At 39.0% G+C, this 18764-nt stretch carries 18 protein-coding genes; all 18 read right to left on the reverse strand.

Features of this window, described 5'->3' with window-relative positions:
- Positions 1-6: 6 nt before the first annotated feature.
- A complete protein-coding gene (locus GWD08_RS03130; protein ID WP_129545000.1) occupies positions 7-222 on the reverse strand; it encodes a Maff2 family mobile element protein in 216 nt (71 codons plus the stop codon).
- Between the two features lie 3 nt (positions 223-225).
- Complete coding sequence (locus tag GWD08_RS03135) at positions 226-537, reverse strand: single-stranded DNA-binding protein (protein WP_159564168.1); 312 nt, start codon at positions 535-537, stop codon at positions 226-228.
- Positions 538-749: 212 nt separating this feature from the next.
- Positions 750-1616, reverse strand: coding sequence for an AraC family transcriptional regulator (locus GWD08_RS03145; RefSeq protein WP_159564170.1), 867 nt, complete (start codon positions 1614-1616; stop codon positions 750-752).
- Between the two features lie 163 nt (positions 1617-1779).
- Positions 1780-3561 carry a VirD4-like conjugal transfer protein, CD1115 family gene (locus tag GWD08_RS03150; RefSeq protein WP_159564172.1) on the reverse strand — a complete coding sequence of 594 codons (1782 nt, stop codon included), beginning with the start codon at positions 3559-3561 and terminating at the stop codon, positions 1780-1782.
- Positions 3558-4043, reverse strand: coding sequence for a PcfB family protein (locus tag GWD08_RS03155; RefSeq protein ID WP_159564174.1), 486 nt, complete (start codon positions 4041-4043; stop codon positions 3558-3560). The genes GWD08_RS03150 and GWD08_RS03155 overlap by 4 nt, the downstream gene beginning before the upstream one ends.
- Before the next feature lies 1 nt (position 4044).
- Complete coding sequence (locus GWD08_RS03160; protein WP_159564176.1) at positions 4045-5055, reverse strand: DUF6017 domain-containing protein; 1011 nt, start codon at positions 5053-5055, stop codon at positions 4045-4047.
- A 100-nt stretch (positions 5056-5155) separates the two neighbouring features.
- The gene (locus GWD08_RS03165; RefSeq protein WP_159564178.1) at positions 5156-5674 is read right to left on the reverse strand and encodes a ClbS/DfsB family four-helix bundle protein; all 519 of its coding nucleotides are present in this window, start codon (positions 5672-5674) and stop codon (positions 5156-5158) included.
- A gap of 40 nt (positions 5675-5714) precedes the next feature.
- Entirely contained in the window at positions 5715-5996 is a 282-nt protein-coding gene (locus GWD08_RS03170) for a CD1845 family protein (protein ID WP_159564180.1), read from the reverse strand.
- Between the two features lie 18 nt (positions 5997-6014).
- Positions 6015-7646, reverse strand: a complete 1632-nt coding sequence (gene rlmD, locus GWD08_RS03175; protein WP_159564182.1) for a 23S rRNA (uracil(1939)-C(5))-methyltransferase RlmD — start codon at positions 7644-7646, stop codon at positions 6015-6017.
- A 67-nt stretch (positions 7647-7713) separates the two neighbouring features.
- Positions 7714-9120, reverse strand: coding sequence for an LCP family protein (locus GWD08_RS03180; RefSeq protein ID WP_159564184.1), 1407 nt, complete (start codon positions 9118-9120; stop codon positions 7714-7716).
- A 117-nt stretch (positions 9121-9237) separates the two neighbouring features.
- On the reverse strand, positions 9238-9732 hold the full coding sequence (locus tag GWD08_RS03185) for a shikimate kinase (RefSeq protein ID WP_159564186.1): 495 nt from the start codon (positions 9730-9732) through the stop codon (positions 9238-9240).
- Positions 9725-11014: a 3-phosphoshikimate 1-carboxyvinyltransferase gene (gene aroA / locus GWD08_RS03190; RefSeq protein ID WP_159564188.1), complete on the reverse strand. Its 1290-nt coding sequence runs from the start codon at positions 11012-11014 to the stop codon at positions 9725-9727. The genes GWD08_RS03185 and aroA overlap by 8 nt, the downstream gene beginning before the upstream one ends.
- A 156-nt stretch (positions 11015-11170) precedes the next feature.
- The gene (locus GWD08_RS03195) at positions 11171-12118 is read right to left on the reverse strand and encodes a YihY/virulence factor BrkB family protein (RefSeq protein ID WP_159564190.1); all 948 of its coding nucleotides are present in this window, start codon (positions 12116-12118) and stop codon (positions 11171-11173) included.
- A 1-nt stretch (position 12119) separates the two neighbouring features.
- A complete protein-coding gene (locus tag GWD08_RS03200; protein ID WP_159564192.1) occupies positions 12120-12980 on the reverse strand; it encodes a methionyl aminopeptidase in 861 nt (286 codons plus the stop codon).
- A 20-nt stretch (positions 12981-13000) separates the two neighbouring features.
- A complete protein-coding gene (gene spxR / locus GWD08_RS03205) occupies positions 13001-14284 on the reverse strand; it encodes a CBS-HotDog domain-containing transcription factor SpxR (RefSeq protein WP_159564194.1) in 1284 nt (427 codons plus the stop codon).
- Positions 14277-14831, reverse strand: a complete 555-nt coding sequence (locus GWD08_RS03210) for a GNAT family N-acetyltransferase (RefSeq protein ID WP_159564196.1) — start codon at positions 14829-14831, stop codon at positions 14277-14279. The genes spxR and GWD08_RS03210 overlap by 8 nt, the downstream gene beginning before the upstream one ends.
- Before the next feature lie 504 nt (positions 14832-15335).
- The gene (locus tag GWD08_RS03215; RefSeq protein ID WP_159564199.1) at positions 15336-16598 is read right to left on the reverse strand and encodes a UDP-N-acetylglucosamine 1-carboxyvinyltransferase; all 1263 of its coding nucleotides are present in this window, start codon (positions 16596-16598) and stop codon (positions 15336-15338) included.
- A 610-nt stretch (positions 16599-17208) separates the two neighbouring features.
- Positions 17209-18402, reverse strand: coding sequence for a methionine adenosyltransferase (metK, locus tag GWD08_RS03220; RefSeq protein WP_159564201.1), 1194 nt, complete (start codon positions 18400-18402; stop codon positions 17209-17211).
- Positions 18403-18764: the final 362 nt, after the last annotated feature.

Below are 18764 nucleotides of genomic sequence, written 5' to 3' on the forward strand. Positions count from 1 at the left end.
ATCTCCCTACTTTAATACATTAGCAAGCAGTGGAATCAGCTTTAATCCAATAAGAACAATACCTCCCCCAGCCATAAGCTGCTTTATTCCTTGGGATTTAGCTCCGGGATTGTCATTACCATATCCTTCCATAAGATTGATAACACCCCATGCTCCAAGTCCAGCACCTACTGCCATTACTAAAATCTTTAATACATTAACTGCCTGTCCAAAAAATTCCATGATTTATTCCTCCTCGTTTTTTTCTTTCTTTTCAATCTTGTTATATGACTTCACAACAAAATTCTTGTAAGTCTTTCCCTCTTTTTCCCTTTCCTTAAAGTATCCAAAGACATGGATAAAATCTCCTTTTTCAAAATCTTTCGCTGTTTCTACCTTCTCACCATAAGCAGCACAATTGATATATTCCTTGCCTTTTCCATACTTCTTTACAAGGGTAAAATTTGCAACTTCTACCGTTTCTCCGTCCTTTTCAAATTTTGAGAAAGTCGGTTCTGCCAACAAGTTGGCATTAATATTAATCATTTCTTGCTTCATTAAAATTTCTCCTTTTCTTTTAAATAAAAAAGCGACCGGACTTAATACTTTGCCAATCGCTTATACTCTTACTATTTAATTTTCCTTTAAGTAGGACTTCTTATATTTATCATTCTATCTCCTTAAATTTTTACATAAAAAAGGCGATAGCTTTTACTTTCTATCACCTTGTATTTTATATATTTTGTTTTAAAACTATAGACTGAAATTTGTTAAGATTTACATACTGGAATCCAAAGTTCCATTTTGTAGTCTTTACTATACATATCTCCTTCATAATAATATTCAAAGTCCGGCTTTCCTGAATGAACATATCCATGCTCGGGAAAGAACACTTCCATCGCATACTTCCAACCGTTATGAATACACTCTGGAACACTACCTGTTAACTCTACAACCGCATACTCTGTTTCTCCAATTTCTAAAATATCTAGTCCCATACTTCTTGCCTTATCTACATCTGTAACAATATATCCTGCCATATAATTTATCGTGTTGCTATCTAAAACATCATGATTATCAAGACTTAATATATCATGGCATACTCCTACAGTTTCTCCGGTCCCTAAGTTTAACATTTCTTCATGAGATACCTTTGAAAATAGTTTTTGCCATAGGCTTGCACATATTGATGAATTGATGTTTTGCTCATTTACACCTGCAACTGTAAATGCTTTTTTCTTTTGAATCCTAATATTCATACTTCTTCCTCCTCTTACACTTAATGCCAATTGCATCCTGGAAACTAATTTAAATGGTTTTCCATTTCTTACCTCAGAAGGAGTAAATCCATGAAAATTCTTAAAAGCAGTCCCAAACGAATCTGATGACTCATATCCAAATTTGAATGCAACATCAATAATTTTTTCATCTGTATCTCTTAATATAATCGCAGCTTCCGTCAATCTTCTGCTTCTTAAATATTCTGAAAGTGTCATTTCAGTTAGAATAGAAAACAAGCGACTAAACATCGAATAAGAATATCCGGATATTCTAGTTACTTTCTTTTCATCAATTTCATCATCAAGAACTGTTTCAAGATAATCAATTGTACTGTTAAATGACTTGATAATATTCATTCTAATTTCCTCCTTTCTTTCGGTTGATTTTAGTATATAGGAATTTTTCTTTTCCTACCCCACAGTATTAGTACAAATATTATAGGTTTCATACATAAAATATCATTCATATAAACAACATTATACCAAATTTATACATCTATATATAGTAATAAGAAGAATATTACAATCTTGTAATTACAGTATGTCTATTCATTTTCACTTCCCCTTTACGCTTAATGTAGCTCTCTATATCAAACAAATTCCTCTTGTCATAGTCCTCAAGGAGCTTGTAATTTTTATGCTTTGTAATATCGTATTTATCTGATAGAAAAGGTCGAACACCTCTAAGCTGAAATATACATTTCCCACCGTCCATTACTGTTATCTCATCTTGGCTCATTAGCTCCTTTCCTGTCTTTTGATAATTCAATCCAAAGCTCTTTTGATTGCTTCTTGTTTCCGAGGTATTGTAAAGGTCTATCGTTTCCTTTCCAAGTGTTTCAGAAAGCTCTTTTAATGTAGTCTTTTCCTTCCCACCAAGAAACAAGGTGCTATCACAATTACCTACAATGGTATCTGCATTATCTTTGTAGATTGCTTTTAACTGAGATTGTGCTTGAAGTATTATACTTGCTGAAATCTCTCTTGAACGGATTGTTGCAATTAACTTCTCAAACTTAGGAATTAAGCCGATATTAGCGAACTCATCAAGTAGACACCTCACATGGACAGGTAATCGTCCGCCATATACATCATCCGCCTTATCACATAAGAGATTAAATAACTGCGAATACATAATAGACACTACAAAGTTAAAGGTATCATCGGTATCGGAGATAATGACAAAGAGTGCTGCCTTTCTATCTCCAAGAGTATCAAGTTCCAGTTCATCTTCTTTCATCAAGTCTCTCAATTCTTGAATATCAAATGGAGCAAGCCTTGCACCGCAAGAAATGAGAATAGATTTTGCTGTTTTTCCGGCAGCAAGTTTATATTTTTTATATTGCTTCACCGCAAAGTGCGTAGGCTCTCTTTTTTCTAAGGCTTCAAAGAGTCTATCTATTGGATTCATATAGGTTTCATCATCTTCTCTAACTTCTGAAGCATCTATCATATCAAGGAGTGTTGCAAAGTTCTTTTCTTCCCTTGGAGCTTCATAGAAGATATATCCAATCAGAGCTGTATAGTAGAGTTTTTCGGCTTTGACCCAAAAATCTTCCCCCGCTTTTTCACCCTCTCCCTTAGTGTTTGCAATGATTGTCTGCACCAATTTAAGTATGTCTTTTTCACTGCGGAGGTAGGCGAATGGATTGTATTTCATAGACTTTTTAAAGTTAATGGTATTAAGGATTTTTATCTCATATCCGTTATCTTCAAGCATTTTGCCGCACTCAAGGACTAATGTTCCTTTCGGGTCCGTAACGCAATAGCTACTGTGCATTTGCATTAGGTTCGGCTTGACATAAAACCTTGTCTTACCACTTCCAGATCCTCCTATGACAAGCACATTTTTATTTCTTGCATATTTAGGATTAGCAGGTCTGCCGTTCATGGTTAATCGCTCTGTTTGTGTTAGCAAGATATTGTTTTGAAACTTCTCATCTACATAAGGCTCAATATCTTTCGCTGTTCCCCATCTTGCCGAGCCATACTCTTTTCCCTGCCTAAACTTTTTCGCATTTTTCCCTTTTGTATAGACAATGAATTTGATTAAAGCATCTACTCCTACGCCTATTAGAATATCAGTTGGATGAAGACTTGGAAGAAAGCTCATAGTATTAAGCTCTAATATTCCTTGAAAGATTTTGTCTATCACATCGCCACCAGTATATGCTCCTACATGATGAGAGAAGATATTACCAACATAGAAAAATGCAAGATAGGGAATGTTTTGCTTGAAAAACTTTGCCTTATCTTGCACATTAAATAAGCCTTTGATGTCTTTTAGTATCTTATCTATCATAGGCTTTGCTCCTTTTGTTTATTCTTGACTTTGTCTTTAGAAATAGTATTCTTTGCCATTTCCTTGAACTTCTCAATATTCTTGTGAATGGATTCTTTCCTTTCCGTTTTCTTTTCTGATTTTGAAAGAGCGTGCTTAAAAGCTTTATCCATCACTTTCATATCTTTGGCTTGAAAGAATACAGAGTTTTTACCTGTCTCTTTATTTTTCATCACTGAAAATTTAACACCGTATCTATTCAACTCTTTTTTAAGTTCTTTAAGCTCAGCTTCTTCCACTGGGATTTCTTCAAGCTGTCCCTTTTTAACCATATCTTTTAGCTTTACTTCATTTCCGTTGGCATTGACCAGTTTTTCAAGTCCTCCGAATTTCTCCGCTTCTTTCATCAATTTTTTTAATAAGTTTAATAGAACTTTTCCAGTAACTTTACCAGCATTTATCTCCATATTTAAGGTCTTTCTTGCTATTTCTTCATTGATCACATCAATATCCTCCTCTCATATCATAGCTTACAAAAGCCGAATAATAGGCATCTATTCCACTTGGTGCATTATAAGCGGCGGTCAGGACAAAAGCTCTTATATTTCTAATCTTATATTCATTTTCTCTTAATACTCCTACTAAGTACTCTAAATGTCCTGAATTAAGTTTCCTAAATCTTTCCTTTACTACTTGTACAGATATCTTTGTTTGGTTGATAGTAATGAAAGATTCATCATCTAATACCATTACATCTGCCAGTATCTTTAATATTTCATCAAACTCTTCAGCCACACTCTTATTCCCAATACTCATATGTTCATAATATCCTGTTTGGTGTCGCAATTCTTCTAAACAATTTTGATATATATTTTTATAGCTTATATCTATCCTCCCTCCCTTCATATTCTCTGAAAATAATTGATTCTTTTCTTTGATGGAAGGATGGATGGAAATATATGCTGAATTATTTGTAGTATTATTTGTTGTATTCTCTGGTAATGGTTGGTGCAAATTATCCTTTTGCATTAGTGCATTTTGAACCTGTGCATTAGTGCAATCTGCATTATTGCATTGGCTGATTTTGCCCTTATCCATTGGTGCATTTTGCCCTAATGCATTGGGCATAGAATTTTTTAATGCTTCTGTTTGTATTTTTTGTTTTTTTAAATCCATATCCATATATAATTCTTCAAGTTTATCATTATTAATTGTATACCATTTTGTTTTATCTCTTGGATCCTTATTGTAATTTCCAACTAAAAGATAACCTGCTTTTTCTAACTTTGAAAAAGTTCTTTTTACTGTATCAAAGCTCATATAGTCAAAGTCATTTTCTTGCCATGCTCGAATTGAATTATATGTCCAGTATTTCCCATCATGGTAATTCTTTCCCGATTTTTTATTTATTTCTATCCAATAATTGATCTGCTGTAGTACAAGCGCTTCGTTTAATCCTAATTCTCTTGCAAGAGTTTTATTCGCGACTATAGGTTGTTCATCAAATAAATACATACCATCAAACACTCCTTTCTTTTTTCAAATAAAAAGACGATAGTTTTTCTATCGCCTTTGATAACCTATTTATGAAGTTTTTAACTTTACTGTCTGTAATTTATAATACTATTTTCTTCCATTTTCTAATTTTGTTCCTGAAAGTTTTAAAAGGAGCTACAGTATTCACATGAATAAACTTATATACTTCCCACACTGCTGTTTTAGTCGCATCATCAGCCCATTTTCTCATATGTGGTTTAAATAATTCTTCATCACTTAATGAATCAATCATTACATATATAGAATTAATATTTTCATTTAATTTAGATTTTAACTCTTCCAATGATAAATAAGCGTAAGTATCTGTGAACCATTGATATAATTCACCAAGTTGATTCCATTTGAATTCATCCGATGGTGTCTTTACTTGAAGCCCATTTCTTTCATCTTCTTCCCATTTAAGAACTAAAGTTGTCCATCCCACCTGATAGGCAAGATTTTCTGCCGGCGTTCTGTCAACTTCATCAATTCTTTTATCTTTTAAGCTTTCTGGAATATTTTCAAATTCTGCAATATACTTATCAAATGTTTTATTTATTTCAGTTTTGAGTTCTTCTTTATTTTCGTATACTAGCATAAAATTACCTCCACAACTTCTGATTTATCAATTCTCTGATTTAAACTGACATTATTTTCTCGTTTATACCTTGCAATAATGCTATAATTGACGCTCCAAGCATCGGTATCCCATAAGGACTAAGTAAAAATCCTATAATTAAGGCTTCTATACCAATGGTAACCTCTTTTTGTAAAAAAGATGCTATTGCTCCAAATATGCAGAACACCATCAACAGGTAAAGTATTGCTGTTCCGATGCCAAGTAAAAATGAAAGAAATGCAGTGAGGATACTTAAAAGCAAGCTAATTGGAAATAAGATAATTTTTAATATCCATCTCATAAATACTCTCCACTTATACTAAATCATCTTAAAGTGCCTTAGAGCATCCATAATGGCTTCTTCTTTTTCAGGTGTACATTGTGGAATAATCTGTTTTTGTTTTTTTGATTTATTATAATGCTCTCTCAGTTCAATTCCACATTTCTTTTTAATCTGTGCAATATATAGTGTAGAAACTTTTAGTCCAAATTTTTCTAATACATACTCCTTGATTTGAGCGTATGTTGCTTTACTCTCTGCACTTGTCAAATCAAGCTCATCCAGCTTAATTTCAACATCAATATGCTTATCGGTATTAAGTTTGGACAATAGTGCTACCGTCTCCACGTGATGCGTTTGCGGGAATAAGTCCACAGGCTGCACCTTGGTCAACTGGTAGCCCAGTTCTTGGTAGTGCTTGATGTCACGCGCCATGGTAGCTGGGTTGCAAGAGATGTAAGTGATTTTTTCTGGTGCCATGGCTGCGCTTGCTTGGATAAAGCTCTCGGTTAGCCCCTTACGCGGCGGGTCAACGATTAGCACATTTGGTTTTACGCCCTCTTGAGACCATTGGGTCATTGCTGTTTCAGCTGCGGCAGCAAGATAGGTCACATTCGTGAGGCCATTACGCTTGGCATTTTTCTTAGCATCCTCAACTGCGGCAGCGATTACTTCAACGCCATAGACGTGCTTGACTTGCTTTGCCAAGGACTGGCCAATGGTGCCAATACCTGAGTAGGCATCAATGACAATATCATCTGGCGCAAGGTCAGAAAAATTGATCGCTGTTTGGTAAAGTTTTTCAGCCATGACGGTGTTGACTTGGTAAAAGGACTGTGCTGAGATGTCATACTGGTTGCCAAGCATGCTGTCAGTGATGGTTGCTTTGCCATAGAGAGTACGATAATCCTTTCCCATAATGGCATTGCCTGTTTGGTCATTGATATTTTGGATAATGGATACCACTGCTGGGAAGGCTGCAATAATTTTCTCAATGACTTGGTCTATTCGAAAGAGTTTGGGGCGGGTAGTGACCAGAATAAGCATCATTTCACCCGAATAATGGCCCTTACGCACGACTACATTTCGGATAAGTCCTGTCTTTTCGATTTCATTATAGGGGCTCAGGTCATAGTGACGCAGTAAGTCCCTGGTAAAGTTGATTAGGCGATCAATCTCTGGATCTTGAATCAAGTAGTCAGAAATTGGCATGAGCTCATGGGAATTTTTCCGGAAAAAACCAGTTTCTAGTTGACCATTGACACGACGGACAGGAACTTGTGCCTTATTGCGATAAGCATAGGGCTGATCCATCCCCAAGGTTGGTAACACTGCAAAATCTGGCAGCTTAGCTATTTTATAAAGAGCATCACTCACTTGCTTCGCTTTAAACATCAGTTGCTGGGGGTAAGCTAGGTGCCCAATATCAGCAATCCCTGTGCGTAAATAAGCCAGATTAAGTCCTTGATTGCGGTTAGGCGAGAGTTCTAAAAAGTTCTCCACTTTACCAAAGCCAATCTTTTTAGTGATTTTCAAGACACGCATCTGGATTTTTTCCCCGGGCAGGGCATTTTCAACAAAGAAGACAAGGCCGTCATATTTGGCGATACCTAAACCTTCATGAGTCAGATCCTGAATCTCCACATCTACAATATCATTTTTTCTTAACATACGTTTTCCTTTTTCTAGGGGGCAACTCAAAAAGAGTAACTAGCGTTACTCCTTATTATATCACATTTTAGCGTAAGCCTAATTGTGCCAATTGATCTTGGTATTTTGCATAATCAATGGCCAAGGCTTGTCCTCCATACATATCATATTCATCAACCCAGTCCCCGTTTTGGGGAATAGTGACCCGCTCTACACCCTTACCAGCTGTCACACTGCTTAAGCCTTTATGAGCAATAAAAGGAAAGGAGAGATTGGTCGAAGTCAAAGCATAAATCTTACCGATTGCTGCTGAGCCGGTAAATAATTTACTTGGGTCTTTAATCTGTTGCATGACCGCAGACATGACCTGCTGCTGGCGTACTGTGCGACCATAGTCACCTTGGTCATCCTTACGAAAACGAGCATAGTTTAGCAGGGTTCGACCATCCATGCGTTGCTCGCCTACTTTGATAGTCTGATCAGGCACCACCCCATTTTTCATTCGCAAATCATCAGGAACCTCTACGTGATCGACTGCTGTTCCATTAATCGTGGCAAACTTCGCATTGATTTTTACACCATTTGGGAAAAGGGTGTCAATCGCTTGCGCAAAGGTTTCAAAGTCCACCATGACATAATATTTACAGTCAATATCAAAATTGCGTTTCAAAGCTTTGCGGACAAATTCGGCCCCCTGATGTTTATCTTGCTCGCCAAAATTGAAAGAGCTATTCAGTTTCAAATCATAACTCTCATCGCTATAACTATAGCCTGGAATATTGATGAGGGTATCGCGCATGAAGCTGACCATCTTCATTTTTTGGGATTTATTGCCGACATTGATCACCATAATGGTATCTGTCCTAGCATCGGTTGATTGCTGGGTCACTCGCTGATCTGAACCTAGGACCAAAATATTGGTGCCATCTTTGGTATCTTGGCCATGAAAGGTTTCCTTAATAGCTGGTTGAACATCCTTGGTACTGTGAGAGACATCAAAGATCCCCTTGACAAACATGAAAACCATCCCAAGAAACACCAAGAAGAGGAGCCAGGCAAGCCATTTAAAATAAGTTCGATACTTTCTTTTACCTTTTTTAGTAGTGCGGGGGCTGCCATCATCTGAGTCATACGCAGGGGTAACAAAAGTTCTGGTTCTCTTAGGCTGGGCAACAGCAGCGGGCTGTTTTTTGTGCCGGATTGAACGCTTCTGCTCCGTCGGATAAGCCATAATACCTTTTGGAGTGTAGCCTGCTGTGTCATCAGCTTCAAAATCAGCAAAAGGATTGTCTTGTGTCTTTCTGCTGCCTTTTGGTCTCTGGGAATGAGCTGCGCTGGGATCGCTCGTCAAAGCTGTTTGCCCCTGCTCCAGTTTAGCCTTTAAATAGCGAAACTCGCGTTTTTCGCCATCGCTGAGGTAAGTTAGATGCCGCAGCAAATAATAATATCTTAATTCTTCATGGTGGTTTAAGCCACCTTTTCCATTTCTTGTCATATCATATCCACGTTATTTTCATTTTAGATCTTTTTGAATAATTCTATTATAACCTAACTTGATGTGAATGTCCTTGCTCATTCCTAAGCGGTGCTAAGAAAGAGCTCGCTTAACTGCTTAAATGCTATTGATGATACGCACAATCTCCTCTGGTGTCCGATGATCCACATTAATCACTAAATCAGATAGTCCTTCATACAGGTGCATTCTGCGCTCAAAAATACCGTGGAAATCTTCTTTTGAATTATTAAGAAAAAGCGGCCGCTGAAAAACTGTGTCATTTTTGATTCGGTCATACAAAACTTCAAAGGAAGCCGTTAATAAAATATTATTTTTTCGATTGCGACGTAGCAACGTTCGGTTTTGTTCACTGATTACAACGCCTCCTCCAGTTGAAATGATGTGCTGATCTGAACAAGTGCTTAAGAGCTCTTGGAGTAATTCTGACTCAAGCTTACGAAAAGCCGCTTCGCCTTTGAGAGCAAAGAGCTGGGCGATGCTCATTCCAATGCGTTCTTCAATAACAGTGTCCATATCAATGAAGCGATCATCTAAAAGAGAGCCAATCGTGGTTTTTCCGGCTCCCATAAAACCTAATAATAGTTTAGCCATGTTGTTGTAACCTTTCTAAATCATGAAAAAATTGCGGATAACTGGTTTGAATGGCCTGGGCATTTTCTAAAAAAGCTGTGCCTTTTGTAACCAAAAGTGCTGCAATGGCAGCAACCATGCCAATCCGGTGGTCCCCTTTAGCATCTGCTTTAAAACCGTGCAAGGGCGTTGGCCCATGGATAATCATACCATCGGGCCTGGGGGTGACCTGAGCACCCATGGCTTTGAGAAGATCAGCGACAACTTGGATACGATCTGTCTCTTTTACCCGCAGTTCCTGAGCATCTTTAATCAGGGTTTGCCCCTCTGCCTGAGTGGCCATCAGGGCAATAATGGGCAATTCATCAATCAGCCGGGGAATAAGGCTGCCTTGAATCGTTATTCCTTTTAAGCTGGAGCTACGAACCAGAATATCAGCCATTTCCTGCTGTTTGTCCTGGTTTTTGAGCTCAATGTCTCCACCCATTTGCCTAATCACATCTAAAATCCCTGTCCGAGTGGGATTAATCCCCACCTGTTTTAAGCAGATTTCCGAATCAGGAACAAGAAGACCCGCAGCTAGCCAAAAGGCAGCACTGGAAATATCACCAGGAACCCTAATCTGAGTTCCCCGTAAAGTCTGGGGACCACGGATTGTTATGGTATGACCATCAGTCTTAATATCCCCGCCAAACAAAGTAATCATTTGCTCAGTATGATTGCGGGTAGGCACCGGTTCAATGATAGTTGTTTCGCCCTTGGTTTGCAATGCAGCCAGGAGAATAGCTGATTTGACTTGGGCTGAAGCAATAGGCATCTCATAAGTGATTGGTCTGAGATTTGGCTGACCTTTAACGCGTAAAGGCGGATAAGCCTTATCTTTTTGACCTGTTACTTGAGCTCCCATGCGATTTAAGGGTAAGCAAATCCGGTCCATGGGGCGCCTTGAGAGACTGCTGTCGCCAACCATGCTAACTGTCAAAGGTTGAGCAGCCAAAACACCGGCAATGAGTCGCATGGCAGTTCCGGCATTGCCCATATCAAGCTGATGATTTAGCGCAGCTTTGAGTTGCTTACTGCCGCGCCCCTGAACGATTACTTTATCGGACTCTTCAATAATAGTCACCCCAAGCTGACAAAAGGCCGTCTGTGTGCGCGCCACGTCTTCGCTATCTAGTAGACCTAAAATCTCTGTATCGCCTTGGGCAATGGCCCCCAAGATAAGTGCCCGGTGGCTAATCGATTTATCACCTGGTAGGGTAATTGTTCCTTGTAAGGTCTGACTCTTGGTTATTAATTGCATGATAACTCCTTCATTCCTGTACTATTTTAGCATATCAGATAACTTTTTGTCCTGCCAGCAAAAAAAAGAATAGCAGATTTTCAAGCTTGCTGGCATAAGCATCTGCTATTCCTATTTCTGAGATTCTCATTGCGTTAAGTTATCGTGCGCATCAGATTATTTGGTTTTTTCCTCCCGTGTGGTGCTGTCATTGCCCAGGGTTTTCTTGATAATGGAGGCAACATCTCCCTTACGGGTTTCCAAATGTCCCTGGTCTAACTCTTGGTAAGTGGCATTCAAAATTGCTCCTAAAATCAAAATCCGGGCTAAAAAGATAAACCACAACATGATAATAAAGATCATAACCGAACCAAAAGCTTTAATATCAACCATTTTCTCGACATTGCGTACAACATAATTGGCAATGATATTACTTAAAAAGGTTAAAACAAATGCGGTTAATGCTGTTCCTGGTAAAATGTAGCGAATCTTATGAATCTTGACATTAGGTAAGATAAAATATAAAACCATCAGTCCCAAGAAAATAATCAGCAGTGTGGCAGGCTGAATTAAAATTAAGAACAAAGAGGTTATATTATCACTTAAATGATAATGGTTATCTAAAACCTGAATGGTAGCTCTTGAAAGTGTTGAAAAAATCATCACAAAAGTTAGCAGGAATAAGATAAAAATACTGATAAAAAGGCCAACGAGATGTCCAATTAAGTAATCTCGATGTTGAGTCACATCGTAAGCTTTATTAATTGCCCGTTGTAAAGACGTTAAACTCTTTGACATGGTCCATAGCCCCGTGAGTGTTGCAACCCCAAGAACCGAGCCAGAAGGCTTAGAAAAGATATTCATCACCACCATTGCAGCTGGTCGATAGATGTCATGCGGCAAATTTTGTTTCATAAAACTTAAAAGGTCATTAGTATTAATATTTAAGTATGGAAAAATATTGGCTGCGATGATAATTAGCGGAAACACTGTAAGAATCAAATAATAGGCCACAGCAATAGATGATAAATCCATCTCCGCACTCTGCAAATGTCTCATGAAGGCTTGGATTGGCTCATACTGCCATTTGTCCATGATCCGCTCAAAGAATTTTTTTTGCGCCATTCTAGTAAGTTCTTTCTTCTCCCTGACTGGTTAAGATGACCGGACCATCTTTGGTAATTACAAATTGGTGCTCATATTGACAAGAAAGGCCACCATCTAAAGTTTTATGCATCCAGCCTGTCTTCATATCGGTGTCAATTTCCCAAGTGCCGGTATTAATCATTGGCTCAACGGTTAAGACCATGCCTTCTTTCAAACGAAGACCGCGCCCTGCTCGGCCATAATTAGGAACCATTGGTTCTTCATGCATAGTTGGTCCCACTCCGTGGCCAACCAAATCACGAACAACACCATAGCCACGACTTTCAGCATACTCTTGAATCACAGCTCCGATGTCACCAATGCGGTTACCAACTTGGGCTTGCTCAATGCCTAAATACATGGCTTCGCGTGTCACATTCATCAAATCTTGCACTTCTTTTGAAGGGGTGCCTACAGCATAAGCCCAACAAGAGTCTGCTAAGCCACCTTGATAGGCTTCTGTTACTTCTCGCATAGCAGCAGTGTTATTGAAATCCAGTGCCGAAACATCTAAGGATGCTTTATCCAGAGGTTCACTTAGGACCATATCAACTTTTAGTAAATCACCATCTTTTAAAATATAGTGTCTAGGAAAAGCATGAGCCACTTCATCATTAAGGGCACAACAAGTGGCATAGGGATAGTCCATGATCGTCCCATCAACTCCAATCTGCAATGGTAAGACATTTTCTTCTTTGCAACGTCGGCGGACATATTCTTCTACTTTCCACATATCCACACCTGGTTTAATAATCTGACGTAAGCCAATGTGGATACTTGCTAAAAAATCTCCAGCTCTATCCATAGCTTTAATCTCGCGATCAGATTTTAATGTTATCATTTAATATTGTTCTCCTCTATCTAATTAAATTTCGTGGTAACAATGGCTTTTGCAACAATAGTATTCTCAACATAGATTTCAAAATCCAAAGTTCCATTACGTCGATTTTCTGTTATCAGTTTTGGGTAAATTTTTAAGTGATCGTCAATCTGTGACGCTTGTAAAAAGTATAACATCATTTGTTCAATAATGATATTTTTTTGGTGTTTGCGGGTGAAAACTTTATGAGTAATCAATTTTAACAGCTCCGAGATAACACCATGTGTTAAGTTGCCCATATTGTCAATCATATTTGCTTCAACAATAGTTTGGAAAAAATCCTGCTTTTCTTCTAAACCGGTTGCTAACTGCTCACTATGAGTATTAAGATGGGAGAGTTGTGATTGTTGGAGATTTTCCATTGCTTGCCGTCTTGTTATAACACCAATCAAGTGCTCAGCGTCATCTACTACAGGCAACATATTCAAATCTTCAAAAATCATTTTCTGCGTAATATTGGCTAAACTCATATTAGGTCTAGCTATGATTGGATTGTGACTCATGACGTGTTTAATAGCCGTTGTGCTAGGATGATCCACGACATCACGCATACTAACAACACCAACAACCCGATTAGCCTGATTTACTACTGGAAATCGGACTTCCTGCGTATCTTTGATAAGACCGTTGTACTGCTCAATACTGTTATCTTCCGACAGGTAACCATATTCTGATGGCAAAATGAACACTTGCCCGACTGTTTTCAAGTCCGTTTTAATTCGGAAATTGGCCAAGGCCTGATTAATCAGATTAGCAACTGAAAAAGTATCATAATGGGTCACCATCACCGGAATCTTTAAGTGATTAGCCCGATCAATGACATGCTCTGAAACGTCAAAACCGCCCGTCACCAGGACTGCATTGCGATTTTCCAAAGCCAGTAATTGAATCTCCTCACGGTCACCAACAATCAAAAGACCACCCTTGACTAAATAGCGAAGGATATTCTTTTGCGTCATGGCACCAATTGAGAACTTACTAAAAGCGCGTGCCAGGCCGCTCTCTCCAGCAACGACCTTGGAATCACTGATCCGCGCAATTTCTGTATAGGTCAATTTATCAATGCGCATCTTGCCCTTTTTTTCAACTCGGACAGTCCCACTACGTGGCTTGGTTTCCACAATACCACGATTTTCCGCTTCCTTAATAGCCCGATAGGCCGTTCCATCACTAACCTTCAAGTGGTTGGAAATACTACGGACACTGACGCGTTTTCCAATAGCAAGATTTTCTAAATAGTCGAGGATCTCTTGATGTTTACTCATAGTGATAATCACCTAGTTTCATTTGATATCTGACATAGTGCCTTGTTTTTTTAGTAAAGCGGTCACTTCCTTTAAACTGCTCTTGCTTTTTAAAACCAGCCTTCTTAGCAACGCGTTGACTCGCTTGATTTTCCAAATGTGTCAAAATAGTCAATTCTTGCAAACCAAATTCGTTAAATGCAAACCAAACAATCGTGCGCAAAGCCTCGGTCATAATACCTTGCCCCCAAGTCTGTCGCTTAATAAAATAACCAATCTCAACTGATGATTTGTGGCTGATTCTATTTTCAAAGGAAAGGGCCCCAAGCAAGCTTAAGCTAACCTTATCACAGATGGCCCACGTTCCTAAAGGTTGCTTTAAAAACTTATGAGTCAAGAGGTAATCACTTGCCACCTTATCTGGGCAGGCAGGAAAAATAAAAGGTAGATTTTCAGGTTTCCCTACAATTTGATAAAAGGCCTCGCTATCTTGAAATGTAAATGGCCGTAAAATGAGACGCTCTGTCTCAATCACGGAAAAACGGGTGAGCTGTGTCCAGTAATCCATATTGCCCCCTAAGCCTAGTTTAGATTCATTATAACAAAATCCAAAGCATTTATCTATAACAGTTGTTTTTTTGATAAATCTGTACTAGTATTGCCACAAGAAAAACTATCTGTGCTAATGCCCCCCACTCAAGCAAATAGACTAATAGTTGATGCATTTACTGAGCCTTATAGTCCTACTTTTCTTAGTTTCGATGGATGAAAAAGATTTATTTTTTAAATCTGCAAAATCCTAGCGTTTTTTACGAATATAGAGATGACACCCATTTGCCAGTGTTTCAGTAGCCAAGTACCGCTGCTAGCGCATTAGCAATTAGCCGCTGCACTTTTAGCTATCATGCATGACTACTTAACAGCATCGCCCACATGATGTCAGCTTTTCCATCTAGCTAGCCTTCATAGTCTCACCCAACTGTAGCTTGCCTGAGCCAGTTCAACAAAAAAGATTAAAGAAATCGTCCTAAAATGGAGTATTTCTTTAATCTGAAGGAAATGTCAGGTTTTCCTAATCTTCTTCAACCAAGGAAATATCGGCACCTAGAGCTCTTAATTTTTCAATAATATCAGCATAACCACGTAGAATAAACTCAATATTAGTAATCACCGTTTGCCCTTGTGCAATTAGCCCGGCTGTCACTAGAGCTGCGCCTGCTCTTAGATCAGTCGCTTTTACTGGTGCTCCGATTAACTGATTAGGCCCCTGATAAATGATTTTGCCCCCCAATAGTGATATATTGGCCCCCATGCGAGCCAATTCTGGTACGTGATTAATACGCTTTTCATAGATTGTATCAAAAATACTTGCTCGGCCATTTGCCATCAGTAATAAGGGCGTTAAGGGCTGCTGAAGGTCAGTAGCAAAGCCTGGATAGGGGGAGGTTTTGATGGTGACTACTTTAAGTTCGGCTTGCTTTTCAACGAAAATAGCATCCTCTTCAACTGTCATACGAACACCCATCTCTTCTAGCTTAGCAATGAAGCTTTCCAAGTGTTCATAGAGCACATTTGAAATTTTGACTCCTTCTCCGATAGCTGCAGCCATGGCAATGTAAGTTCCGGCTTCAATCCGGTCTGGAATGACCTGGTGGCTGGTACCATGCAAATCATCTACACCTTCGATGGTAATAATATCTGTTCCTGCTCCTCGGACATGTGCACCCATGTTATTTAAGAGGGTTGCTACATCAATGATCTCTGGCTCACGCGCCGCATTTTCAATAGTTGTTTTGCCCTTAGCTCTAGTAGCTGCAATCATGGTGTTAATAGTGGCGCCCACACTCACGGTATCCATATAAATGTGTGCACCATGTAAGCGACCACTTGGCACTTCTAGATGCATGTTTTCACCACGATAAGAAATGTTAGCACCCATGGCTTCAAAAGCCTTAAGATGCAAATCAATTGGACGAGGGCCTAGATCACAACCACCAGGTAAACCAACTGTAGCTTGACCAAACCGCCCTAATAAACTGCCATAAAAATAGTAGGACGCCCGTAAGCTATTGATTTTCCCATAGGGCATGGCCATACTTTTAACATCGGAAGGGTCAATTTGGAGCGTGTCCTTTGTGCGCTGAACCTTAGCGCCCATCAATTCCATGATTTCTACCAAACTATCAACATCACTAATGGCTGGAACCCCATCCAGGCGAACTGTCTCCTCAGAGAGGAGAATTGCTGGAATCAAGGCTACCACACTGTTCTTTGCACCTGAAACCACCACTTCACCTTTGAGCGGCTTCCCACCGTTAATTATAATTTTTCGCATAAGTCTATCTTTCCAATACTTGAATTCAACCTTTTCATTTTATCATAATTCTGAAAACTTTACAATTAGAGCTATTAATTAGAGCTATTGGTGATTGGTACAGCAATGCAAAAAACAGATGAACTGTATTGGTCTTAAATATTCATAGGGCTTGACTTAAGACCAGATTAATTCACTTAACTCCAAAGCATCCTGATGCAAATATTAGATTAAAAATTTAGTAATGAGAAAACAGCTCAAGCCGGATAAACTATCTTAGCTTGCCTCCTAAACATTTCTTTACTAACAACAAACTTAAAAAAGGCACTAGCTTGTATTGTTGAGGTCAGGTTCGAGTTTGCGGCTACGTGTGCCTGATTCTTTGCTTGCTTTTATGGTAAGAAAGGTATGAGCAGACTGCCGAAACAGCCAGGTGCTTGACAAGTTAATTGAACGAATAAACAATAAGCACATCATCGGTCAAGCACTCAACTAAAAAAAACGAACGAGTCCTATCCGACAACAAACTGTCTTCCTCTCATTCGTCTTTTCTTGTTCTTATTTCAGGACACCTGGTTTTTAGTGCAACTTCCAGCAACCAATCGGCCTATTTCCATAATTTTTAAAAAAACTATAGGGCTGCAAGTGCTGCTTTTAAATCTGCTTGTTTATCTGTTTTTTCCCATGGTAGATCAATGTCAGTGCGGCCCATGTGACCATAAGCAGCCGTTTGGCGATAAATGGGGCGTTTTAAATCTAACATTTTAATGATTCCTGCTGGTCTTAAGTCAAAAACTTGCCGTACTGCAGCTTCTAAGGCTGCTTCTGGCACTGTAGCCGTCCCAAAGGTATCGACTCGCACAGAGACAGGACGTGCAACACCGATGGCATAGGCTAATTGTACTTCTACCTTTTTGGCTAACTCAGCAGCAACGATGTTTTTGGCAATATAGCGTGCGGCATAGGAGGCTGAGCGGTCCACCTTGGTGGCATCTTTGCCAGAAAAAGCACCACCACCATGGCGAGCATAACCACCATAAGTATCTACAATGATTTTACGGCCTGTTAAGCCAGAGTCACCCTGGGGTCCACCAATGACAAAGCGCCCCGTTGGGTTGATAAAAAATTTAGTTTGTGCATCCAAATAAGCAGCTGGAATAACGGTTTTGATAACCTTTTTGATCACATCATTACGAATTTGCTCATTGCTGACATCGGGATCGTGTTGGGTAGATAGCACAACTGAATCAACTCGCACAGGCTTATCATTTTCATCATATTCGACCGTGACCTGCGACTTAGCATCTGGGCGCAAATAGGGTAATTCCCCTGATTTACGCAAGTCTGCTAACTTCTTAACCAACTTATGGGAAAGAGAAATCGGCAGCGGCATTAACTCAGGCGTTTCATCAATAGCAAAGCCAAACATCAAGCCCTGATCCCCTGCACCAATAAGATTGAGAGCATCTTGTTCCCCTTGGCGGATTTCCAATGCTTCATTAACCCCTTGGGCAATATCTGAAGATTGTTCTACTAAGGATGGATGGACGCCAACAGATTCAGCTGAAAAGCCATATTCTGCTTCGGTGTAGCCAATCTCAGCGATGGTATCACGAACCACACGATTAATATCCACATAAGCAGATGTTGAAATTTCACCAAAAACATGGACTGATCCTGTATAAACACAAGTCTCAGCTGCCACATGGGCATCAGGATCTTCTGCTAAAATGGCATCTAAAATGGCATCTGAAATTTGGTCTGCTATCTTATCTGGATGTCCTTCAGATACTGATTCAGACGTGAAAAGTTTACGTTCTGACATAAAAATGTCCCCCTTTTAATAAAGAAATCAATTCACAATATGTGAGTTAAAAAGTTACAAAGAACCATCAACTGATATACCGGATACTATCCTTAAGCATAGCAATTCAATTACTTACTTTAGTCAATGCCTTTTCGGGACTCATTAACCTATCTATTATAACATTTTTTAAGTTTATTTCTAGCAATTCTTCACATTTAAGTCTCAAAAAGACCCTCAATAACAATTGAAGGTCTCAGATTGAAGACAAACTGGTCTAAACCTCCAGTTTGTCTTTTCTTTTACTTTCATTATGCTGATTGGAATAACTTTGACAAATTTCAGGCAAACTAAAAAGGCTATCCTAGCCATTATCTTACTAT

The organism is Streptococcus halichoeri (genome assembly GCF_009870755.1).
GTDB lineage: Bacteria > Bacillota > Bacilli > Lactobacillales > Streptococcaceae > Streptococcus > Streptococcus halichoeri.

What these genes read in the sequence shown, in the direction of transcription:
- GWD08_RS03130 (WP_129545000.1), bottom strand. Translation starts at nt 222, where the DNA reads ATGGAATTTTTTGGACAGGCAGTTAATGTATTAAAGATTTTAGTAATG.
- GWD08_RS03135 (WP_159564168.1), bottom strand. Translation starts at nt 537, where the DNA reads ATGAAGCAAGAAATGATTAATATTAATGCCAACTTGTTGGCAGAACCG.
- GWD08_RS03145 (WP_159564170.1), bottom strand. Translation starts at nt 1,616, where the DNA reads ATGAATATTATCAAGTCATTTAACAGTACAATTGATTATCTTGAAACA.
- GWD08_RS03150 (WP_159564172.1), bottom strand. Translation starts at nt 3,561, where the DNA reads ATGATAGATAAGATACTAAAAGACATCAAAGGCTTATTTAATGTGCAA.
- GWD08_RS03160 (WP_159564176.1), bottom strand. Translation starts at nt 5,055, where the DNA reads ATGTATTTATTTGATGAACAACCTATAGTCGCGAATAAAACTCTTGCA.
- GWD08_RS03165 (WP_159564178.1), bottom strand. Translation starts at nt 5,674, where the DNA reads ATGCTAGTATACGAAAATAAAGAAGAACTCAAAACTGAAATAAATAAA.
- GWD08_RS03170 (WP_159564180.1), bottom strand. Translation starts at nt 5,996, where the DNA reads ATGAGATGGATATTAAAAATTATCTTATTTCCAATTAGCTTGCTTTTA.
- rlmD (WP_159564182.1), bottom strand. Translation starts at nt 7,646, where the DNA reads ATGTTAAGAAAAAATGATATTGTAGATGTGGAGATTCAGGATCTGACT.
- GWD08_RS03180 (WP_159564184.1), bottom strand. Translation starts at nt 9,120, where the DNA reads ATGACAAGAAATGGAAAAGGTGGCTTAAACCACCATGAAGAATTAAGA.
- GWD08_RS03185 (WP_159564186.1), bottom strand. Translation starts at nt 9,732, where the DNA reads ATGGCTAAACTATTATTAGGTTTTATGGGAGCCGGAAAAACCACGATT.
- aroA (WP_159564188.1), bottom strand. Translation starts at nt 11,014, where the DNA reads ATGCAATTAATAACCAAGAGTCAGACCTTACAAGGAACAATTACCCTA.
- GWD08_RS03195 (WP_159564190.1), bottom strand. Translation starts at nt 12,118, where the DNA reads ATGGCGCAAAAAAAATTCTTTGAGCGGATCATGGACAAATGGCAGTAT.
- GWD08_RS03200 (WP_159564192.1), bottom strand. Translation starts at nt 12,980, where the DNA reads ATGATAACATTAAAATCTGATCGCGAGATTAAAGCTATGGATAGAGCT.
- spxR (WP_159564194.1), bottom strand. Translation starts at nt 14,284, where the DNA reads ATGAGTAAACATCAAGAGATCCTCGACTATTTAGAAAATCTTGCTATT.
- GWD08_RS03210 (WP_159564196.1), bottom strand. Translation starts at nt 14,831, where the DNA reads ATGGATTACTGGACACAGCTCACCCGTTTTTCCGTGATTGAGACAGAG.
- GWD08_RS03215 (WP_159564199.1), bottom strand. Translation starts at nt 16,598, where the DNA reads ATGCGAAAAATTATAATTAACGGTGGGAAGCCGCTCAAAGGTGAAGTG.
- metK (WP_159564201.1), bottom strand. Translation starts at nt 18,402, where the DNA reads ATGTCAGAACGTAAACTTTTCACGTCTGAATCAGTATCTGAAGGACAT.